Here is a 19,740-nt window from a genome sequence, read left to right as displayed (position 1 = left end):
ATGCTTTGCGGTGTTAAGGATGCTACATAACGCATTATGCTACTTAAAAAAACGCTAATAGACATAAAAAAAGACGCAGCTCTTAAAGTTGCGCCTTTTGTTTCAAAGCCTGTACTAACTTAAGCGTGTTTTTTTCAAAATCTATCATAAAGTCAACCAACTGCTGTACCCACTCTAATGACACTGCATTGTAAATACTGGCGCGCATACCGCCGACATCGCGGTGACCTTTTAGATTCATGAGGCCCGCCGCCTCTGACTCTTCTAAAAACACTTTATCAAGGCTGCTGTCGGCTAACGTAAACGGCACGTTCATGATAGAGCGATATTTGGGGTCAACGGGATTACTATAAAAGCTGCTGTCATCAATCGTTTTATAGAGAGTAAATCGGCTTTTGCTGGTTGATTTTACCAATAGCAGCAACGCCGCCCTGCTCTTCTAACCAATCAAATACTAGTCCTGCTAAATACCAAGAATAGGTCGCTGGCGTGTTTGACATCGACTCTTTTTCAGCTTGGTGTTCATAGTTCATCAGTAGTGGGCACCACTCACTCGCTTTGCCCAATAAATCTTCACGAATAATGACGATAATTAGTCCTGCTGGCCCGATATTTTTTGCGCACCCGCATAAATCATGCCAAATTTAGAGACATCGATTGGCTGTGACAAAATGCAAGAAGACATATCGGCGATAATTGGTGCATCGACTTGTGGCGGCTCAAAAATCTGCAAACCATGAATGGTCTCATTAGCGCAGTAATGGAAATACGCCGCATCTTCGCTTAGGTTCCAATCGCTTTGGGCTGGCACGTCAGTAAAATTACTGTCTTTACCCGTTGCCACCACATTAACCTCGCCCAAACCCAGTTTGGCATAGCGCTGTGCTTCTTTAACCGCTTTACCAGACCAAGTACCTGTCGTTAAAAATCTGCGCGGCTACCATTTAATAAGTTTAATGGAATCGCTGAAAACTGTAAGCTGGCACCGCCTTGTAAAAACAGCACTTTATAGTTATCTGGAATGTCCATGAGCGAGCGCAATTTGGCTTCCGCTTTTTCAGTAATCGCGATGTACTCTTTACTACGGTGACTCACTTCCATGACCGACATACCGCGTCCCTGCCAATCAAGCAACTCTTCTTGAGCGCGTGATAAGACGGCGGTAGGTATGGTGGCAGGTCCCGCTGAAAAGTTGGGTACACGGTTAGGAGCGGCTTTAGTGGTCATAATCATTATCCTAAATATGATGAAATCATCGTGGTTATTAAAGATTAAATGTTAAAGGTGAATGTTATCGTTATTTTTTAATCTCTGCCGTAGTAGTCGTAATAATAGTAAGTGGTAAGCCTTTAATACTACTTTGATAACTGCTCCCACAGCTGACGTTTAAGGCTACTATCAGCCAGCATCTCATCGAGTGTCGGCACAGTGGTAAAGTTCGGATGCTCAAGACCGTCAGGTAACACTGTCAATGCGGCAACTTTTATCTCTTCGCGACGACCAATTTTAAAGACATATCCTGCAAGGCTGGCATTGGCAAGCTCAGCGGTATCCATACCTTCACAAATAGGAAATGAGGTTGTCTCACAACTGATGGATAGCGCCTGGGTGATATTTTGCCACAGCTTTTGGCTGTCATTATTAAGGGCTTGGATATCAACCAAAATTACCCAATCGCCATAGCGACCACCTTGTAAATCAAATGGTGCTACCTTTTTAAAGCTTTCCTCTTTAAAGCCCTCTTCCTTAAAACCAACGTCTTCAAAGCTCGGAGCGTCGTTTATATTATCAATCGTAGTGTGCTGAACGACCGTATTTACAAGTGAGGTAACGGCCGGCTTGGAGATATCAGGGGCAGTCGAGTCAAAACTATAGATGACGGGGCTTTGTTGGTCAGAAGGACTTAAGCCTGTTTCATTAGCGTCATCATAAGAATGATTAGACTCATCATCTACCATATCTGCTATGGCGACGTTTATAGTATCGATATTTGGGGGTTCAATATTAGAAGATTCAATGCTTGGCTGTTCGGTGCTCGTTGTAGAAGTAGTAGCATTAGAATGAGATGCAATGCTAGCGTTAGCTGTAACCGCATCAGGCAAGGCAGGCGCAGAAATATCGGCGATATTCATGGTTTCAGAGCTCGGCTGCACCCACTGATTGATACCCATCATCGCTAAAATCTGGCGCTGCTGCATGCGCTGCTGCAATACAATTAGCGGGTCTCGGATATCACTCATGCTTATTTACTATCCTACTTATCTAAAATGAATTTACAGGCTTTTACTATCAAAAGAAATGCTATTAAGAAAAGGTCAAGAACATATCGTTTCTTGCCAGCAAAACAATTACTTAAGTACCATCAACTAAATTGCTCAAAAAAGCTGCCGAACGCCTAACCAATGATTGGCTAACATGGACAAGCAATCATACTCATCTTGACTGACTATCGTATCGTGTAACATCACCGTATGCAATGTGCTCAGCCATTGCCGGTAATCATTGTAATCATTGTAATCATAAGGCTTATTATTAATCACATTATAATCTATTTGAGCGCCGCCCTGTTGCCTCTGTCTATAATTATCATTACGTTTGGCTTTAGAACTAGATGATTGACTGGCAGATGCTAATAAAATAGGCACCGCTTCTATCACTGCCAATAACTGGATACTATTTATATTTTGCGCAGTCAATAGTAGCCATTGCAAATTTGCGTCACTAACGGCGGCTAAGTCAATATCAATCAAACGTGCGTGACGCCGCAAATCCACAAGATAGTGAGCAACACTGTCATTATTATAGCCGAGTACTGAAGTAGGTGCTGAAATGTGTACTGAGCTATCTAGTGCTGATACGACCTGACCCTTAACATCTTTTGATAGGCGATAAGCCAATAAAATAAGCATTGTTTTCGCCGCAACATCGAGACCATCAAACACCTGTCCTGAAGGGTCAATCTGGTCATAAATATCATCCGTGCCAGCGTTCAATACTTGCTGCCATTGATAGGATGAAGAAGATTGAGGATGAAGATGCGACTGGACCTTTGTAGCGTTTAATACGGCAGACAATATCGGTAATAATTGCTGCAACTGTAGCGCTTGCCATAATGATAAAATCGGTGGCAACCGAGAGTCTATTTTTCCTGAGTGCGTTGATACTGGCTTAGTTTTATCCATAGCACCATCTTCACTGGCTATGTTATCAGCCAAATGTTGACTTAAATCCGCCGTTAGATAGTGTTCAAATAGCTCAATGATACCCTGTTGATAGCGCATCAGCATTGTACGACACTTTTTTGCTGCACATAATGTTGATGATCTTGATTGCTCTGACTCGCTTCATATCTTAAGCGTGATTCATTGATAGCAGTTTCTGACAGGTCATGCTGACTCAATTGCTTTATTGCCAATGCAATCAATGCGTTGTCTAAACGCCTATCAAGATGTGCCACTGCCGCTAATAATTTATGATCTATCGTATGCGCTAAAAATTGGGGGTGGCTGCTAATATTAGCGCTAGCGTTATTATCGATTTCAACAGCAGACGCTTTATCGTTAGCAAGTCCAAGCCAGATATCACTCAAGTCATAACTCTCAGTCGTTGATATATACGACCTTGATGGCACAACATAACTGCTTCAATCAAAGCTTGCGCCCCAAGCGGGTGATAACTGTGATTGAGTATATACTGCGGCAGTGAAACTTTTTGTCTATCGTCGATACCAATCAATGTATCCGATGGCAAATCGCTATCAGGTTTTGCTTGCCATGGCTTGAGCAACTGATGAATACCAGTATCTTGCGCTTGAACCTGTAAACGTCCTGCAACAACGACATCTTTCTCGATAACAAACTCCAGTCCCTTATCTTCGTCCAACTCATTCTTTATTTCATTTGCAGGAAAAGGGGTAATTTCTTTGTCTATAACATCATTGCTGTTATTAGTAAGGCTTTTATCGTTATTGATTTTATTGTTATTTAACGCTGATTGAGTTTCAAATATTGATGATTGGGTATTTTTTTCTTTTTTGTTTTCGCTTAGGCTATTTGCTTTTATGAAACCCCAATTCCCTAATCGCCGCTGCTCATATATCTCTTTTATTTTCTGTTGATTTATGCGCTTTTCTTTAGCTACTTTTACCGCAAAATCATGATAAGCGTGGGCATTAATGGCACTCATTCGCTCAGCCAAGCTCGGATGGGTAGCAAACCAAGAGACGTCACCCAAATCAGCACCACTACTGGCAAAGAAGAAATGACTAAGACCATTGATATCAGCGATACTGGTTAAGCGCGAACCAAGCGAATCTTGATGAATGGCTTGTAAGGTTTCCATAATAGCCGGCGAGCGTGTCAGCTGCACGCTGGTCGCATCGGCAAGCAATTCACGCTGGCGATTAAAGCTGTGTTTAATCAGTTGCGCACTGGCCATACTCGAAAAACTCAATCCATGTATTAACAACGTCCAAATATTGCGCGGTGCTTGACTATCAAACTTATTATTATTTTGTAGCCATCGTGACTGGCTCTTAGCTGACGACTGCTGGCTTTGTGATTGACTTTGCCAATAGCTTACCCATTCACTATGGGTGGTAAAGTTGGCGGTTTGAGCTTCAGTGCTACGCGCATGGCTATCGACGACTCTTTGTGACAAGAGATTGCGTCGATTGACCGCATCATCAAAATAATTGTGATGGCTATTCTGATTACCAGCGCCAAAATTATTAATAGAATCACTCCAGTCATAGAGTAATTGCAAGCCTGCCAGTACCACCATCAGTTGCAAATTAAACGTCGCATCACCATGCAAGATATGACCATATTCATGCCCTATCAGCCCATACAGCCCCTCATCGGACAGCTTATCAAGCGCGCCTTGAGTGACGACCTACCATATCTTGACTATGACGACCAGCAACGAAGCCATTAATACCTTGCTCATCAGGCAATACATAGAGAATCGGCATACGTACACCCGAAGCAATGGCTAGCTGCTGGGCAATCTCATAGTAACGACGGTAGACAGGCGGGAAGTCTCGCTCATCACGCACGGCGATATGACGGGCGCTGAAACGAACCTTTGGTATAGGCTCATGCTGGTGAGCAACCCCTTGACTATGCTCCCACGCATCTTGGCTGTGGTCGATAAACAGCCGAACCCCGCCCACACGCTGAGCAATAGCGCGACCGCCCGCTTCTAAGCGTCTGTACTCTAAAAAACTACCGATCACAAAGCTACCGATTGTCCAGATAGCAACCAGTATCAACACCCAATGATAAATGCCACCAGTAAATATCGTTAGCAGCAGCGCCATGATACCCAGCGCTACTGCCAGATGGGCAAAGACAATGAGAAAAAATAGCCCATAGAGCAATAGACTTCGCTGGGTACGGGTGCGTTGTTCAAAAAAAATCCATCTATATGCCTGACTTAAAAATAGCTAAACGCATCTGAACATATGAATATAATTCAATATCAGCCCATATTGACGACAGGTGCTTGAGCGATCACCTTTCTGTCTTCAAAAACTAGCGGGCTTAACGGGCGAAAGCCAAAAGTCGTACTAATAAGATTGTTGGGAAATACCTCGCGGTCATTGTTGTAGAACATCACGCTGTCATTATAGTGCTGACGGGCGAAGCCAATGCGGTTCTCAGTATTGGTCAGCTCATCCATCAACTCTTTAATCATGCTGTCCGCCTTTAGCTCAGGGTAAGCTTCCACAACCGCTGAGAACTGCCCTAACGCTTTAGACAGCATACTCTCAGCTTTGGCAAATAGCGCCATATGCTCAAGCGAGTCTGGCTGATGTGTATTGGAGTCTTGCAAGCTCTGGGCATGATTACGTGCACTAATCACACGGGTCAGCGTCTCTTCTTCATGCGTTAGATAACGTTTAGCAGTTTCAACCAAATTTGGAATCAAATCATGACGGCGCTTCAGTTGTACATCTATTTGGGCAAAACCATTTTTCGCTTGGTTGCGAGCGCGTACCAATTTATTAAATATAGATACGCCAAACACAATCACTAGTAGCACGAAGGCAATGAACAACCAAACAAACATCTTCATAAGAAAACCCTAAAGTGTCCAGAATGTTAATAAAAGTTAATACATTGTATTTTAACCCATCTTAATCAATCAAAGGTCAAAATCGGACAAAAAAAGGTCGAAAAAAAGCCCTTTACAATGAAGGGCTTAATAGATCAAACGAGCATTTCTGATTAAATATCAAAACAGGTATCAAATTTTAGGCAAAAAAAGCGACTCCAAAAGCAAATCCTCGGCACACACTGTGACTATTACCGTTGCTACCTTCCGGTCCTGGCGGGGTTCATAGAACAATGTTGCGAGGCTACCAATGGAGCCACCAGTTGCAAATTATACAAGAATTTTTAAATATTACAACCCCTATCGTAAAACTCTTTCTATTATCTCAAAACGCCCTGTAACTTAGGTGACAAAATTCTCACAGCGAGCCTGTTAAATTTTGCTATTTTAGTTGAGGAAGCTGAGCATACTCGGTATCAACTAATAACTAAAATGGACAGCTTCTCATAATAAGGCGAGTCTTACCTATGGTATGGCTCACCTAAATACTATTGATATAACTCACTCAGGAGATCATTGTGAAAACCACTTTACTTAATAAAGCCGCTCTAACGACTGGTACTGCATTTTTACTCACAGCCATGATGGGTAGCGCGCATGCAGAACCAACAGGCTACGATCAGCTTACTTTTCAGACAGAAGTAAAAGAAGAAATCCAGAATGATGAAGTACGAGCCAGCTTATATAAAAAAGCGCAGGCAACGGATTCTAAAACTCTAGCGACAACGCTCAACACCTCAATATATAATGCCATGAAAATTGCTAAGCGCTATCCAACGGTCACCGTGAGTACCGGACAACAGCGCACCTACCCTCGCTATGATAAAAATGACAAAATCATTGGCTGGACAGGACAAGCAAACATCGATTTAAAGAGCACCGACTTTGCAGCAACCAGCCAACTCATCGCTGACCTACAAGAAACGTTGGTGATGGACAATCTGAACTTTGGTGTCTCAGATACCAAGAAGGATGCGCTTGAGCAAAAGCTGATGACCAATGCGTCTCGTGCCTTTCAGCAACAAGCTAAAAACCTAACACGCGCTTGGGATGCTCGTAGCTATCGTGTCGTCAATGTGAATCTAAATACAGGTAGCAACTACCCACGTCCGATGTATAGTGCTATGAGCATGAAAGCAGGCGCAGCAGACGAATCAGTACCTAGCCAAAGTTTTGAATCTGGCAATAGCACTATCTCAGTGACTGCTAATGGTACGATTGAATTGACTAAATAAGCTGTAAATACATAGAATTGATAAATATCCTTATAAACATAAAGGCAAGTGCTGCAATCAGCGCTTGCCTTTATGTTTATACAGAAGAAATTAACTTATAAAGTTACTCTACTTTGTATGGGTTCTTATACTTATCCATGATTGACACATTAACTACAAGTCAATTTGTCACTGGTTGCTCAAGCGTCATGGGTTTATCCACTATAGGCTTAGTAAATGATTGCATATTCGGTTGTTTGCCCTCTTGACGCATTTTTAACAGCACTTTTTGATACCAAGGTAGATTCTGATAAGCTAAAAGCTGTTGCGCGATTTTCTTATTATTTTGCAATGTTGTATTGTTTTGAATCACATAAACCGTACGCTCTACTTGTTTGAGTGTTTGACTTTTCTCATTTTTCAACACGGCTTTTATCTTGTGCGATCCTGGTAAAACATCTACCGTTGCAATCGATGCGCTGAGACCTTGAGCGACTTCATTGCCATCCAAATAAATACTGACACTATCACCTGCTTGTAACTCCGGCTTCACTTGTACCTTGATATCAATGCTTTGGGCTGGGCGACGATATGCACGTTCTGCGCTTGGTTCAGTAATATTAAGCTGATAATTGACGACTGGTTTGGCGACAGGGCTATTTTTAGCAGCCGTATTTTGCGTAGTCGTATTAACATTACTAGAAGGAGGTTGACTACTCGTGTTATCACTGTTACTTGAGCTGACGCGACTTTCTTTCGTCGTGACACCCGTTTGGCTGATTTTTTTACCTGCCTGCTGTTCATAATTTTGCGGGCGATCGGTAAAGGTGACTTGACCTGTTTTTTCGTCAATAACTTTATAAATAGGCGCAGCATTCACTGAAGGAGCATAGAGAGTTGCCATACTAATCATCGTAGCAGCAATCAGTGCCAACCCTAACTTACTGTTTGAAAAAACCGGTTTTGATAATGAAGTCATAGTCAGTCAACCTAATGAGTACCTAATATTATGAATATCTATTATGCGATACTTTGGGCGTTAAATCAGTAATAATTTCAAAGAGGACATATCCGTTGATTTAGCAAATTATTGAGATGTAAAAAACCAGCTAAGTTATTCTTAGCTGGTTTTTTTACGTATCAAAATAACTGAGTGTTTTAGCTATAAATTAGCAGCTGTAGTATAAGTCAACTCAACGGGATGCACGGTTACATTGACACGTTGCACTTCTTCTTCTTTCAAAGCGATGAACGCTTCTAGCATGTCTTCAGTGAATACATCACCTTTTAATAAGAACTCATGATCATCACGCAAGGCTTGTAATGCAACTTCTAAGCTCTCCGCAACGGTTGGGATGAGTGCTTCTTCTTCTGGTGGTAAGTCATACAAGTTTTGTCAGCCGCTTCACCTGGATGTATTTTATTTTGAATACCATCAAGACCTGCCATTAGTAGCGCTGCAAACGTTAAGTATGGGTTGGCCGCTGGATCAGGGAAACGTGCTTCAACACGTACCGCTTTTGGGCTGCTAACATGGGGAATACGGATAGATGCTGAGCGGTTAGACGCTGAGTACGCAAGTTTGATAGGCGCTTCATAATGCGGTATTAGGCGCTTATAGCTATTAGTCGATGGGTTGGTAATCGCATTCAACGCACGCGCATGCTTGATAATACCACCGATGAAATACAGTGCAGATTCAGAAAGACCCGCATATTCATCACCTGAGAAAGTATTGACACCATCTTTGGAGATTGACATATGCACGTGCATGCCTGAACCGTTGTCACCAACGATTGGTTTTGGCATAAAGGTAGCCGTTTTACCAAACTGATGCGCAACATTATGCACAACATACTTTGCTGCTGTACTTCATCGGCTTTTTTGACTAACGTATTGAAAGCGACACCAATTTCTGACTGGCAAGGCGCAACTTCATGGTGATGAACTTCGACACAGCCTTCACCGATGATTTTCTTCTAAACGCTCACACATAACAGAGCGCATGTCTTGCGAGCTATCGATTGGTGGTACTGGGAAGTAAGCGCCTTTAACACGTGGACGATGTCCCATGTTGCCCCACTCATAGTCATTGTTAGTCGACCATGCCGCTTTCTTCGGCCGTGATCTTATGGCTAACGCCAGACATATCAATTGACCATTTCACATCATCAAATATAAAGAACTCAGGCTCAGGACCAAAATAAGCAGTATCGCCAATACCCGTTGACTTTAAGTACTCTTCGGCGCGGCGCGCAATAGAACGTGGGTCACGATCATAACCTTGTAGCGTTGATGGCTCGATGATATCACAAGTAACAACTACGGTAAGTGAATCAAAGAACGGGTCAAGAAAAGCCGTCTCTGGATCAGGACGCAAGATCATATCTGACGCTTCGATACCTTTCCAACCAGCAATAGATGAGCCATCAAACATCTTGCCATCTTCCATCACTTCTTCGTCAACGCTATGCGCTGGAAAGCTGATATGTTGCTCTTTACCGCGTGTATCAGTGAAGCGAAAATCAACCCATTTAGCATTAGAGGATTGGATAAGATCTAGTAGTTTGTTCGACATAAATAGTCTCCGTTGTGTTGATTAGGTTATTGCGATTTAAAATTATAGGTACAATCTGTTGATTAAAAATCTCTGGTTTGATAACAGTCAGCGCTGCGTTTAGAGCTAAATATCCTGTTTAATATATGCTTATTCTCCAGCACTGTCAATATTATTAGTAAAGATAGTCATCTGAGTTATGCGCTTAATAAGAACCGCCAGTGTTTTGGTTCGATATTATTCTAACAACATATCACTCATTATGCTGAATTCTTCAGGCACTTGTTAATAATAATTATTGAACCACTTTATCACCAAAGATAATCATAACAGTAACAATGCAAAGGCTATGCCAGTTTTTTATAACAATAAACACAGAAGATGAAAATATTTTTTATAATAATTACAGTAACTTATAATACTTTTGAAAATATTCTAGCCGTAGTAGATTTATCGTCAGTGGCGTCATGCGAATTATTTATTCAGAATCATTATTAACGCATTTACGCACTAAATTAGTGCGTATTTAGTGTATAAATAAAATTATGTACTTTTTAGTGCGTTCGAGATTTTAACAAATGTCATCTAACAAGCAAAATGTATTGTTATTCACCACTTGTTTGGGTCGCCTGCACCCTACATTTGATAGTCTACAAAATAGTGGTAAGATAACGGCGTTATATAACCATCTCAATAAGTAGAACGCTAATGATTCTGATGATCGATAATTACGACAGCTTTACGTACAATATTGTACAGTACTTCGGTGAATTACAGCAGGACATCACCGTCTGGCGTAACGATCAAACCACTATTGAAAATATTAGAACCCTTGCGCCAGATGCGATCGTCATTGGCCCCGGTCCCTGCGATCCTGATCAAGCTGGTATCTCTCTAGAAGCTATCAAGACTTTTCAGGGCGTGATACCGATACTAGGTATTTGCCTAGGACATCAGGCAATTGGACAGGCATTTGGTGGACAAGTGGTCAAGGCTGGTGAAGTCATGCATGGCCGCTTATCCGCCGTTTATCATACTGACCAAGGTGTCTTTGAAGGCTTACCTAATCCCGTACAAGTCACGCGCTATCATTCGCTTGTCATTGATAAAACCAGCCTGCCCGACTGTCTTGAGCTGACCGCATGGACACAAAACAGTGATGGCAGTATTGAAGAAATCATGGGTATCCGTCATAAAACGTTTGCGATAGAAGGGGTACAATTCCATCCTGAGTCTATCTTAAGCGAAGCAGGTTATATGCTGCTCAACAATTTTTTGCAAACGCATCATTTGTCAGCACTAACCTCAGATCAACTACCACAAGTCGGCTAACAGTTTATTAAAGCATGTTCTAAAAAGCCGTTAATAACAAAATTAAAATAAAACCTATTCTATTGATAATTTAAAATTAACGTATAAAAGTATTAAGAGAGATCATAATGAGTACAACAAAAACAAATGAAAGCCCTAACCCAGCTAACATTGCTCAACTGTCTGATGAAGAGACACATACGCTACTGACGACAGCTTTGGGTCGAATTTTTCAGCATATTGATTTGACCTTTGATGAGATGTATCAAGTCATGCTGATTATCATGCAAGGCAGATGTAGCGATGCGATGATGGGCGTATTTTGACTGGTTTACGTATGAAAGGTGAATCCATCGACGAGATTACGGCATCAGCCAGTGCCATGCGCGCTTTGGCTGCGAATATCGAACCTAAGAACTGTGCTCATTTAGTCGATATCGGTACGGGCGGTGATGGTGCGAATTTATTCAACGTCTCTACAGCGTCGGCGTTTGTGGTGGCAGCGGCAGGCGCTCAAGTTGCTAAGCATGGTAATCGCGGCGTCTCTACCAGATCCGGTAGCTCAGATTTGTTGGAGCAAGCGGGTATTAGTCTGTCGCTCACACCTGAGCAAGCAAAAGACTGCATCGAAAATCAAGGCGTTGGCTTTTTGTTTGCGCCCAATCATCACAGCGCGATGCGATGCGTTATGCCAATCCAGTCCGTCGTGAGCTCAAATCGCGGACTATCTTTAATATCTTAGGGCCATTAACCAACCCTGCTGGCACACCCAATTTGGTCATTGGCGTCTTTACTGCTCAGCTGTGTGAGCCAATCGCCAAAGTTATGAAAAATCTAGGCGCACGTCATGTCATGGTCGTCGGTGCAAAGGATGGCTTAGATGAAATCAGCCTCGCCACTTCGACCACAGTAGCTGAATTAAAAGAGGGTGAAATCTCTGTCTATGAGATGATGCCAGAGGATGCGGGTATCGAATCACAAACGCTGATTGGGCTTGATGTAGATTCTCCAGAACAAAGCCTTGAGCTAATACGCGCCGCTTTATCAGGTGAAGAGACTCATGATCGCGCGGTCCTAAAAGCTCGTGATATGATTGCCCTAAATGCAGGTGCGGCGATATATACCGCAGGACTTGCCAGCAACTATGCTAATGGTGTGAGCCGGGCACAAAAAGTCATTCAGAATGGTGATGCTCTACTCAAGCTTGAGTCTCTCGCCACATACACGCAGCAACTAGTGACTCCTGCTTAACGGCTAAGCACCATTACTGTGCACTATAGCTATTTTGTCTATTTACATTTAACGATATTCGGATACCAGCATGACTCATACAGAAACCAAGACAGATGTTCCTTCCGTATTGCAACGCATTGTCGCCACTAAAGTGGAAGAAGTAAACGCCGCTTGCAAGGTATTATCTCTTGAAGACTTACAAGCACAAGTCGCGGCGGATAACAAACCACGTCGTGGCTTCGCGACGGCGCTGCGAGCGGCTAGCACTAAAGAGCATGGTATTGGTATCATCGCTGAGATTAAAAAAGCCTCTCCTTCTAAGGGCATTATCAATCACAACTTCGCGCCAGCCCTATTTGCCAAGCAATACGAGCAAGCGGGCGCCAGCTGTCTGTCTGTATTGACTGATCGCGATTATTTCCAAGGTGATGATAGCTATCTTATTCAAGCAGCTAATGCGGTAAGATTACCGATACTGCGTAAAGATTTTATGATAGATGTGTACCAGATCTATCAATCTTATCTGATGGGAGCTGACTGCATTCTACTTATTATGGCCTGCCTTGACGACATCCAAGTACAAGAGCTGCATGCGCTAAGTATCGAATTGGGTATGGATGTATTGATAGAAGTCCATACCCAATTCGAACTTGAACGTGCGCTACAGCTACCGCGCTCAGCGCATAATATTTACGGCATTAATAATCGTGATTTGAATACTTTCGATGTCGACTTGCAAACCACGCTGGATCTAAAAAATATTTTAATCGACGCACTGGCAGCTAATGTGGATAGCACGCTTAAACCGCTTATCGTCACCGAAAGTGGCATTCATAATAGCGCTGATATTCGTTCGATGTTAGATAATGACATTCAGCACTTTTTAATCGGTGAACAGTTCATGAAGACTGACCATCCTGGACAAGCGTTACAATCCTTACTTGCGGGCGTCGCAGCAGACGGGTAAAGTGGCTTAAGTCTACTGAACAGTTTAAATCAATCCATCATTCATCAACCAACGATACGTTAACTTCTATGTCAAACTCTCTATTTTCAAAAGAAATGCAAGACCAGCTCAAAGAGCTAAAAGGCCAACTTAGCAAAGGTCGCGATACCAATTCGCCTGAAGATGAAAACCAAAAGCCTACTGAGCCTGTATCATTGCCCACGCAAAAGCAAGTAAACAAGACCGTCAAGCAAATGGCTAGCGAGCATATTGACGATGACAAAGTACTGTTTATGCAAGCAATGCATGGCGTCAATCAGCTTGAAGACAAAAACGTACGCTCACCTGCCAATGCTAGCAAAGCGGGCAAGCCTGATGCGACCACCTTGTCTAAACGTGCTGCCGCGCAAGGTAGTGAAGCGAGTGATTTGGGAGCTGGCTTGTCAGATATGCAAGCACTACTCAATCCTGTCGCTGCTGAGGCCTATTTATCTTACAAACAGCCGACTTTGCAGAATAAAATCTTTGATCAGCTTAAAAAAGGTAAGCTACGTTGGTATGACGCCGTAGATATTCATGGTTGTACCATCGAAGAAGCACGCGTGGCCATGACTCAACTCCTAAGCCAAGCGAAACAGAAAAACGAGACCATGGTAAAAATCGTCCATGGTAAAGGCAGTGAAGCCATTTTAAAAACCTGCGTCAATGGTTGGCTGCGTCAACTACCAGAAGTATTGGCATTTTGCTCTGCACCGCCAAAAGATGGTGGTAAACGGTGCTGTATTGGTACTGCTCAAAAAATCTAAAGCTGATGGTGAGTAGTTTTTAGGGTTAGTATGAAGAATCAAAAGGACTGCTTATTGGCAGTCCTTTTTGTTATGCTCATAAAATCATTATTTAATCTTTATTGACTATAGCCACTATATTTAACATCTAGCTATAGCGATATTTGCATAAATCAGGATAAGCATTTATGAGCATACAGACCATTCAGAACACACAACAGCTACATGAACATATCATGGCTTTGATTGTTATCGAGCCAAGATTTTTGTCTATCTATGAACAAGTTGGTATGCCCAGTCTACGGCATAATGTCGGTGGGTTTGAGCAGTTGATGCGAGCAATGGTTGGTCAACAGCTGTCTGTGGCAGCAGCAGCCAGTATTTGGCAAAGACTACTTGATGCCGCCTTAACGAATCCACAGGCAATTATCAAAGCAACAGATGAGGACTTAAGAGCGCAAGGGTTATCTAAACAAAAAACCCGTTATATTCGCTCATTAGTCGATCATGATATAGACTTTGCTGCGTTAGAAATTATGCCTGATGAAGAAGCAATAGAAGTGCTGACGGCCGTTACTGGTATTGGCATCTGGACGGCTGAGATGTATTTATTATTCTCTCTCAAACGTGCAGACGTACTTGCGGTCGATGATCTAGCGATTAAAGTAGCGGCGATGGTGTTATTAGGCTTAACGGAACGCCCAACGCCGAAACAGTTAAAGAATCTAACACAAGATTGGTCACCACATCGCAGCGCTGCCAGCCTGTTGCTATGGTCATACTACGGCTTATTACGTAATCAAACCGCTGTCCCTTTATAATGCCAAACATCCAAGTGACGATTCACTATGTCAAACTCGCTTAGCTTAAGCTTAGTCTAGCACTCGTTTTCTTTGCTGCTCTAATTTTTGTGAATGGTATAAGATAAACGCTTGGTACTTACCTCAAGTGCTTATCTTATACCGTTTTTAATCCATAATTTTATGGCTGATTCCATATAGAAAAGCCAGATTTTCTTTTTGCGTACTTGAACTTGATTTTCTTTATCATCCGACTTTTATTTCTCAATGCCTTTAACGCATTGTCTTTTTTGCTCTTGACTGATTTAGAGGTTCGCTGGCTGCCTTTTTCATCTGTCTTGACGTTATCTTTACCTTTACTCAAGTCCACGGCATGCTTATCATCGTTGCTGTTATCCTTATTGTCGCTAGCATCATCATCATCAGCATGGTCATCGTTTGACATGTCTTTTGTCGTTTCAGCGACGTTACCTTCCTTATTCTTATCTTCAATTTCGTTTTCTATGTGATGCTCAAGCTCAGTTTGATTGACAATAAGCTGCTGCGTTGGCAAGGCATGCTCGACATCATATTTCGCCACTTGGTTCAATAAATCAACAAACAAAACGTTCTGTTTGTCATAGAACTCAGTCACGCCATTAGCATTAACATACGCCTGTAATTGAATGATGTAGCAGTCTTGACGTAGCTCTAAAATATTGACCTGATTCCATTCTTGGTTGGTCAAATAATGCTCATCTATAAACTCATCCAAGTCCTTAACCATCTTAAAGACCACATCAATATCAGCAGTGCGTTTAATATATAACTGATGGAAGAAGCGAAACATATCGCGGGACGTAAAGTTTTCAATCTGCATGGATGAGAAATCACCGTTTGGTACAGTCACAACAGTGCGCGTCAAGGTGCGCACACGCGATGAGCGAATACCAATATCAATGACTGTGCCTTCATAAGTGCCAAACTTACAATAATCACCAATACGTACGGGCGAATCCGCCACGACCACGACACTACCAACAAGGTTTTCGATGGTTTTTTGCGCCCCCAGTGCTAATGCCAAACCACCCACACCCAAGGCGGCAATACCCGTGGTCAAATCAAAACCCAAATTACCGAAGATAACAATCACAGCAAAAATCAGCAGCAACGCTTTGACGACTTTGCGTAGCAGCCCCAAGATAGAGACCCGTTCAGTATAGTTTTTCTTATAACTTAAATTTACCGCACGAGTGAATATGGCATCGATGACTCGTAGCAGCAACCAAGTTAATGCAAGCCAAGATGCAATCTCAGTAAAGCGATTGACCGGTTCTCGCAGCGTCACTGACACGCCCGCATATACCATCACTTCTGACAATATCAGCGCCATAATGACCACAGCCAGCGGCAATACGACCTTATCAGGTAATGGCAATGGTACGCCGCGTACACGAGGATAGACGATTCGTAATAGATGGTACAGCAGCCATACCATGATATAAGTAAATACAAAGCTGCCGACAGTCATCATTAACGCTGCGGCTAAATCCGCCACTTGATAGCCAAACAGCTTTTTGCCTTCTAATGAATCAAAAGTATAGCGAGACACTAACGTTGGTTCGGTATTTTCTATGACTTCTGGTACTGAGCTAAGCGTATCCGTAGAAAACTGCCAGTACTGCTCTCCTTGCTTAGACACCACTCTTTCAAGTATCAGTGGCACACTTTTTTCACCCACATTAATCGCACCGACGTTTTCTTGGCTTGGCGGTAGCTGATCAGTTAGATTGCCCTCAGGCGTATTATTAATCTGCAAATCAGGCTGAAAACGCCCGCCTGCATCCAGCGCTTGCTTGAATTGACGAACGATTGTGGTTGGATTGTCAGACTTTGATAAGTTTAAATAATTACTCGCCAGCAGATAGTCATTTTCACCTAACGCACTGATGAAGCCCTGTACGGTATGGCGCGGTGTATCGCGTCCGAATGAATCTGGTATCGGCGTACTCGCCGACTCCTCACTGGTACTGCCACCCATCCCCAGTGCGCTAGCTTCAGCAGCAAATGCATTATTTGGTAACAACGCACTCAACAGCATCACAAGCAAAACAAAATTGCCATTAGTGGCATTTTGATGATTGAGTATGGTGAAGACAACTCGGGACTGGTAATCATAGGAATCAGGCGATACTTAATAGACAAAACAAACCTCTTAGCATTATGAATGGTACAACGAAGAACAAATGAGCACTTCCCCATAATAGCAATTATTTATAACAGCAGTGCTTTTGATTACACGTTTTTATGGTCATCTATGTGAGTTATCTGCTCTCACCTTTGCTTATGGCTTCTGATTTTTTATCACCTTTCACGATACTCCTTCTCAATGCCTACTATGAATGAGAGTGATAATCGTTAAATGAGTAAACCGCAATCTATCATGAAAACTCCTCAGCTTATCGTGAATAAACATTAGGTTAAAGTGGTTTATAAAGCGGTCTGTTTTGTAGATAATGAACGCAGTTTTGCTTGTCCACTGTTTTTTGTAATTTTTAGCCATATTAACGTCAATATGGTTGCTTTTTCGCTGCATTTTTTAATATGATTATTTTGGAATTGACTATGTCTTTATCACGTTCATCTTCACGTACCTACCTTCGTTTGAGTATCTTAAGCGCACTAGGTTTACTTGCGGTTAACACAGCAATGGCAGTGACACCTGACGTTGCTACTATTAGCGATAGCGAGCTACCACAAGTTGAACTCGATGAAATCGTTGTAACAGCTACCCGCACCCCTACCAAAATCAGCAATACCATTGCCCAAACAAGGTTATTGATAGCGAAGAACAGCGTTATCAAGGTCAAACCGTGCAAGATATAATCTCTCGGCAACCAGGTTTTAGTAACTTTTCTAACGGTGGCATGGGAACTACTGGCAACTTCTACATTCGTGGTTATGACAAAAGACAGATTTTAGTTTTAGTTGATGGGATACGTTATAGCTCTGTTGATGATGGCGGTGCAGCATTAAGTTTATTGCCTGCTGAGCAAATTGAACGTATCGAAATATTATACGGTGCTTCAGGCTCAAGTATGTATGGTGCTGATGCCATGGGTGGCGTGATTCAATATTCACAAAAGGCTCTAATATTGAAAAAAATCAATTTTCTGTAACTGCAGGAGCAGGCTCTCACGACCATTACCTATATGGTGCTACTGCACAGTTCAGAAACGATCAAGGTACGAGCCTAAGTCTCTGCTAGCCGTAATGAAATCAAGGGTTTTAGCGCCGTTGCTCCCGATGGCTATGGTTATAATAAAGACGATGATGGATTTAAGAGCAATAACTATAGTTTGAATCTTAACCAAAATGAATGAAGCGGTCACGGTAGGTATTTGGCTTATACTGACTCAACCACAGATATTGATTCAGCAGATCAGTATAACTGGGAATCTCCCTATGAAAAGCTAGAAACAGCTCTACATGACGCTTATGTCAATCAAAAAAACGGGGTTGCTAGCGCCTATATCCAGTACAAAGATGCTGAAAAAACAGCTAAGCTAGCTTATGGATACAGTGTTGCCGACTCTTCTACCTATGAATATGAATCCAAAGTGGGCAATCCAGATAAATATGATACCACTCAACAGCAGATCACCTTAACAGGTGATTATAAGTTACCTATTGGTACTGCTGTTTATGGTATTGAGCACCTAAAACAAGAGTTAGACTCTAGTGTTTATGAAGCTGATGACCGTAAAGTTACTGGTGGTTATCTAGGATATATTCTATCTAAAGATAATATAGACGCTCAGGCTAATGTTAGACATGATGATTATTCTGATTTTGATAGTGAAACCACCTATAACTTAGGCGCCGCTTATCACTTCACTCCTGAATTACGTGTCGGAGCGAATTATGCTAAAGGTTATCGCGTACCATCTTTTACCCAATTATTTCCAGCTAGTTGGGGAAGTAATCCAAACTTAAAGCCTGAAACCAGTGACAACTATGAAGCTTTATTGAGTATGATACTTTGCTTCAATCTACGCGCTTGACAGGCTATCATAATACAGTTGATGACCTTATCTCTTGGTCTGGTTCACAAAATGAAAAATTGAATCAGCAAAAAGAGGTGCTACTTTAAGCACTGACTGGAATATTGATAATTACTTATTTGGCTTAAGCTATGATTACCAGAAAGCCGAAAATGATAGTGGACTTGGTAATGATGGTAACTTACTAGCTATTCGTCCTGAACATAAAGGCTTGGTCTATGTCGGCTATCAATTATCAGATCTAGATATCCGTGCTGAATACCAGTACGTGGATGATTATTATTATGACGCTACTAATGATACGAAAGTTGAGAGTTATAATTTAGTAATATTAGTAGTAATTACAAACTGACTGACAACCTATCTATGACTGCACGTTTAAATAACGTGTTCAATGAAAAATATGTAACAGCCCCTGGTTATAATACTGACGGCACTAACTTCTTCACCTCATTAACTTATAACTGGTACTAGAGTTATTCGTTCTGTTATTAAAAGAGACCATCTATTGATGGTCTTTTTTATGGGTGACATTTTATCTGTCATCTATTACAATGACACCCTCCGAGAGGTGTTGCGCCATAATAATTGATTATTGCATCTAGGCTTCAAAGCCATGTTAATCAATCATTATGTTAGGCTCGGTTAACTGTCGATCGCCCTATTTTGGTCGCTCACAGCGCAAACAACGGCACCTGCGTTTTTATTCTTTTTATCATACCTTAACCACTGAT

Annotated in this window: 16 protein-coding genes, 1 other RNA gene and 4 pseudogenes; 10 read left to right on the top strand and 11 right to left on the bottom strand. The window is 42.1% G+C overall.

Annotated elements, in window-relative coordinates; all coding sequences use genetic code 11:
• Window positions 1-82: 82 nt before the first annotated feature.
• The 8 genes and pseudogenes from serC to ffs all read right to left on the bottom strand — a co-directional run bounded on the left by serC (window position 83) and on the right by ffs (window position 6,370).
• Window positions 83-1,227: pseudogene (gene serC, locus G7Y90_RS11650) on the bottom strand (3-phosphoserine/phosphohydroxythreonine transaminase).
• A 128-nt stretch (window positions 1,228-1,355) separates the two neighbouring features.
• Window positions 1,356-2,240: a hypothetical protein gene (locus G7Y90_RS11645; RefSeq protein ID WP_201560252.1), complete on the bottom strand. Its 885-nt coding sequence runs from the start codon at window positions 2,238-2,240 to the stop codon at window positions 1,356-1,358.
• Window positions 2,241-2,375: 135 nt separating this feature from the next.
• Window positions 2,376-3,287 carry a hypothetical protein gene (locus tag G7Y90_RS11640; RefSeq protein WP_250162429.1) on the bottom strand — a complete coding sequence of 304 codons (912 nt, stop codon included), beginning with the start codon at window positions 3,285-3,287 and terminating at the stop codon, window positions 2,376-2,378.
• The gene (locus G7Y90_RS11635; RefSeq protein WP_250162428.1) at window positions 3,281-3,589 is read right to left on the bottom strand and encodes a hypothetical protein; all 309 of its coding nucleotides are present in this window, start codon (window positions 3,587-3,589) and stop codon (window positions 3,281-3,283) included. The genes G7Y90_RS11640 and G7Y90_RS11635 overlap by 7 nt, the downstream gene beginning before the upstream one ends.
• Window positions 3,586-4,839 carry a M48 family metalloprotease gene (locus G7Y90_RS11630; protein ID WP_250163980.1) on the bottom strand — a complete coding sequence of 418 codons (1,254 nt, stop codon included), beginning with the start codon at window positions 4,837-4,839 and terminating at the stop codon, window positions 3,586-3,588. Before G7Y90_RS11630 ends, G7Y90_RS11635 begins: the two co-directional genes overlap by 4 nt.
• Window positions 4,840-4,870: 31 nt before the next feature.
• Window positions 4,871-5,380, bottom strand: a complete 510-nt coding sequence (locus tag G7Y90_RS11625) for a hypothetical protein (RefSeq protein WP_250162427.1) — start codon at window positions 5,378-5,380, stop codon at window positions 4,871-4,873.
• Window positions 5,381-5,481: 101 nt separating this feature from the next.
• Window positions 5,482-6,078, bottom strand: coding sequence for a LemA family protein (locus G7Y90_RS11620; protein WP_083475715.1), 597 nt, complete (start codon window positions 6,076-6,078; stop codon window positions 5,482-5,484).
• 195 nt (window positions 6,079-6,273) lie between these two features.
• Window positions 6,274-6,370: signal recognition particle sRNA small type (gene ffs, locus G7Y90_RS11615), an RNA gene on the bottom strand.
• A gap of 328 nt (window positions 6,371-6,698) precedes the next feature.
• Between ffs and G7Y90_RS11610 the strand changes: the two genes are divergently transcribed.
• A complete protein-coding gene (locus G7Y90_RS11610) occupies window positions 6,699-7,352 on the top strand; it encodes an SIMPL domain-containing protein (protein ID WP_502937433.1) in 654 nt (217 codons plus the stop codon).
• A 160-nt stretch (window positions 7,353-7,512) separates the two neighbouring features.
• Here G7Y90_RS11610 and G7Y90_RS11605 read toward each other — a convergent pair whose 3' ends face one another.
• Together G7Y90_RS11605 and glnA are read right to left on the bottom strand one after the other, a co-directional pair.
• A complete protein-coding gene (locus G7Y90_RS11605; RefSeq protein WP_201560249.1) occupies window positions 7,513-8,310 on the bottom strand; it encodes a DUF4124 domain-containing protein in 798 nt (265 codons plus the stop codon).
• 190 nt (window positions 8,311-8,500) lie between these two features.
• Window positions 8,501-9,909 (bottom strand): annotated as a pseudogene (gene glnA, locus G7Y90_RS11600) (type I glutamate--ammonia ligase).
• A 687-nt stretch (window positions 9,910-10,596) separates the two neighbouring features.
• Here glnA and G7Y90_RS11595 point away from each other — a divergent pair.
• The 5 genes and pseudogenes from G7Y90_RS11595 (at window position 10,597) to G7Y90_RS11575 (ending at window position 14,984) form a co-directional block, all read left to right on the top strand.
• Complete coding sequence (locus tag G7Y90_RS11595) at window positions 10,597-11,220, top strand: anthranilate synthase component II (RefSeq protein WP_201560247.1); 624 nt, start codon at window positions 10,597-10,599, stop codon at window positions 11,218-11,220.
• 107 nt (window positions 11,221-11,327) lie between these two features.
• A pseudogene (gene trpD / locus G7Y90_RS11590) lies at window positions 11,328-12,450 on the top strand (anthranilate phosphoribosyltransferase).
• A gap of 70 nt (window positions 12,451-12,520) precedes the next feature.
• A complete protein-coding gene (trpC, locus tag G7Y90_RS11585) occupies window positions 12,521-13,399 on the top strand; it encodes an indole-3-glycerol phosphate synthase TrpC (protein WP_201560245.1) in 879 nt (292 codons plus the stop codon).
• Between the two features lie 68 nt (window positions 13,400-13,467).
• Window positions 13,468-14,200 (top strand): annotated as a pseudogene (locus G7Y90_RS11580) (Smr/MutS family protein).
• 151 nt (window positions 14,201-14,351) lie between these two features.
• On the top strand, window positions 14,352-14,984 hold the full coding sequence (locus G7Y90_RS11575; RefSeq protein WP_201560244.1) for a DNA-3-methyladenine glycosylase family protein: 633 nt from the start codon (window positions 14,352-14,354) through the stop codon (window positions 14,982-14,984).
• 160 nt (window positions 14,985-15,144) lie between these two features.
• Here G7Y90_RS11575 and G7Y90_RS11570 read toward each other — a convergent pair whose 3' ends face one another.
• The gene (locus G7Y90_RS11570; protein ID WP_250163979.1) at window positions 15,145-17,043 is read right to left on the bottom strand and encodes a mechanosensitive ion channel family protein; all 1,899 of its coding nucleotides are present in this window, start codon (window positions 17,041-17,043) and stop codon (window positions 15,145-15,147) included.
• 524 nt (window positions 17,044-17,567) lie between these two features.
• On the opposite strand from G7Y90_RS11570, the gene G7Y90_RS11565 reads away from it, so the two are divergent.
• The 4 genes from G7Y90_RS11565 (at window position 17,568) to G7Y90_RS11550 (ending at window position 19,358) form a co-directional block, all read left to right on the top strand.
• Window positions 17,568-17,828, top strand: a complete 261-nt coding sequence (locus G7Y90_RS11565) for a hypothetical protein (protein WP_250162425.1) — start codon at window positions 17,568-17,570, stop codon at window positions 17,826-17,828.
• Window positions 17,816-18,121, top strand: coding sequence for a TonB-dependent receptor (locus G7Y90_RS11560; RefSeq protein ID WP_250162424.1), 306 nt, complete (start codon window positions 17,816-17,818; stop codon window positions 18,119-18,121). Before G7Y90_RS11565 ends, G7Y90_RS11560 begins: the two co-directional genes overlap by 13 nt.
• Window positions 18,122-18,343: 222 nt before the next feature.
• Entirely contained in the window at window positions 18,344-19,006 is a 663-nt protein-coding gene (locus G7Y90_RS11555; RefSeq protein ID WP_250162423.1) for a TonB-dependent receptor domain-containing protein, read from the top strand.
• A gap of 58 nt (window positions 19,007-19,064) precedes the next feature.
• Complete coding sequence (locus G7Y90_RS11550) at window positions 19,065-19,358, top strand: TonB-dependent receptor domain-containing protein (protein ID WP_349773422.1); 294 nt, start codon at window positions 19,065-19,067, stop codon at window positions 19,356-19,358.
• The last annotated feature ends 382 nt before the right edge of the window (window positions 19,359-19,740 follow it).

The sequence above is a fragment of the Psychrobacter sp. WY6 genome, assembly GCF_018448495.1.
GTDB lineage: Bacteria > Pseudomonadota > Gammaproteobacteria > Pseudomonadales > Moraxellaceae > Psychrobacter.
This window is presented reverse-complemented; position numbering and strand designations above follow the sequence as displayed.

Bases quoted from the DNA above. Each gene is read 5' to 3' on its own strand.
- G7Y90_RS11565 (WP_250162425.1), top strand. From the start codon at position 17,568: ATGTCTTTATCACGTTCATCTTCACGTACCTACCTTCGTTTGAGTATC.
- G7Y90_RS11595 (WP_201560247.1), top strand. From the start codon at position 10,597: ATGATTCTGATGATCGATAATTACGACAGCTTTACGTACAATATTGTA.
- G7Y90_RS11570 (WP_250163979.1), bottom strand. From the start codon at position 17,043: ATGCTGTTGAGTGCGTTGTTACCAAATAATGCATTTGCTGCTGAAGCT.
- G7Y90_RS11620 (WP_083475715.1), bottom strand. From the start codon at position 6,078: ATGAAGATGTTTGTTTGGTTGTTCATTGCCTTCGTGCTACTAGTGATT.
- G7Y90_RS11645 (WP_201560252.1), bottom strand. From the start codon at position 2,240: ATGAGTGATATCCGAGACCCGCTAATTGTATTGCAGCAGCGCATGCAG.
- trpC (WP_201560245.1), top strand. From the start codon at position 12,521: ATGACTCATACAGAAACCAAGACAGATGTTCCTTCCGTATTGCAACGC.
- G7Y90_RS11640 (WP_250162429.1), bottom strand. From the start codon at position 3,287: ATGCTGATGCGCTATCAACAGGGTATCATTGAGCTATTTGAACACTAT.
- G7Y90_RS11610 (WP_502937433.1), top strand. From the start codon at position 6,699: ATGATGGGTAGCGCGCATGCAGAACCAACAGGCTACGATCAGCTTACT.
- G7Y90_RS11605 (WP_201560249.1), bottom strand. From the start codon at position 8,310: ATGACTTCATTATCAAAACCGGTTTTTTCAAACAGTAAGTTAGGGTTG.
- G7Y90_RS11575 (WP_201560244.1), top strand. From the start codon at position 14,352: ATGAGCATACAGACCATTCAGAACACACAACAGCTACATGAACATATC.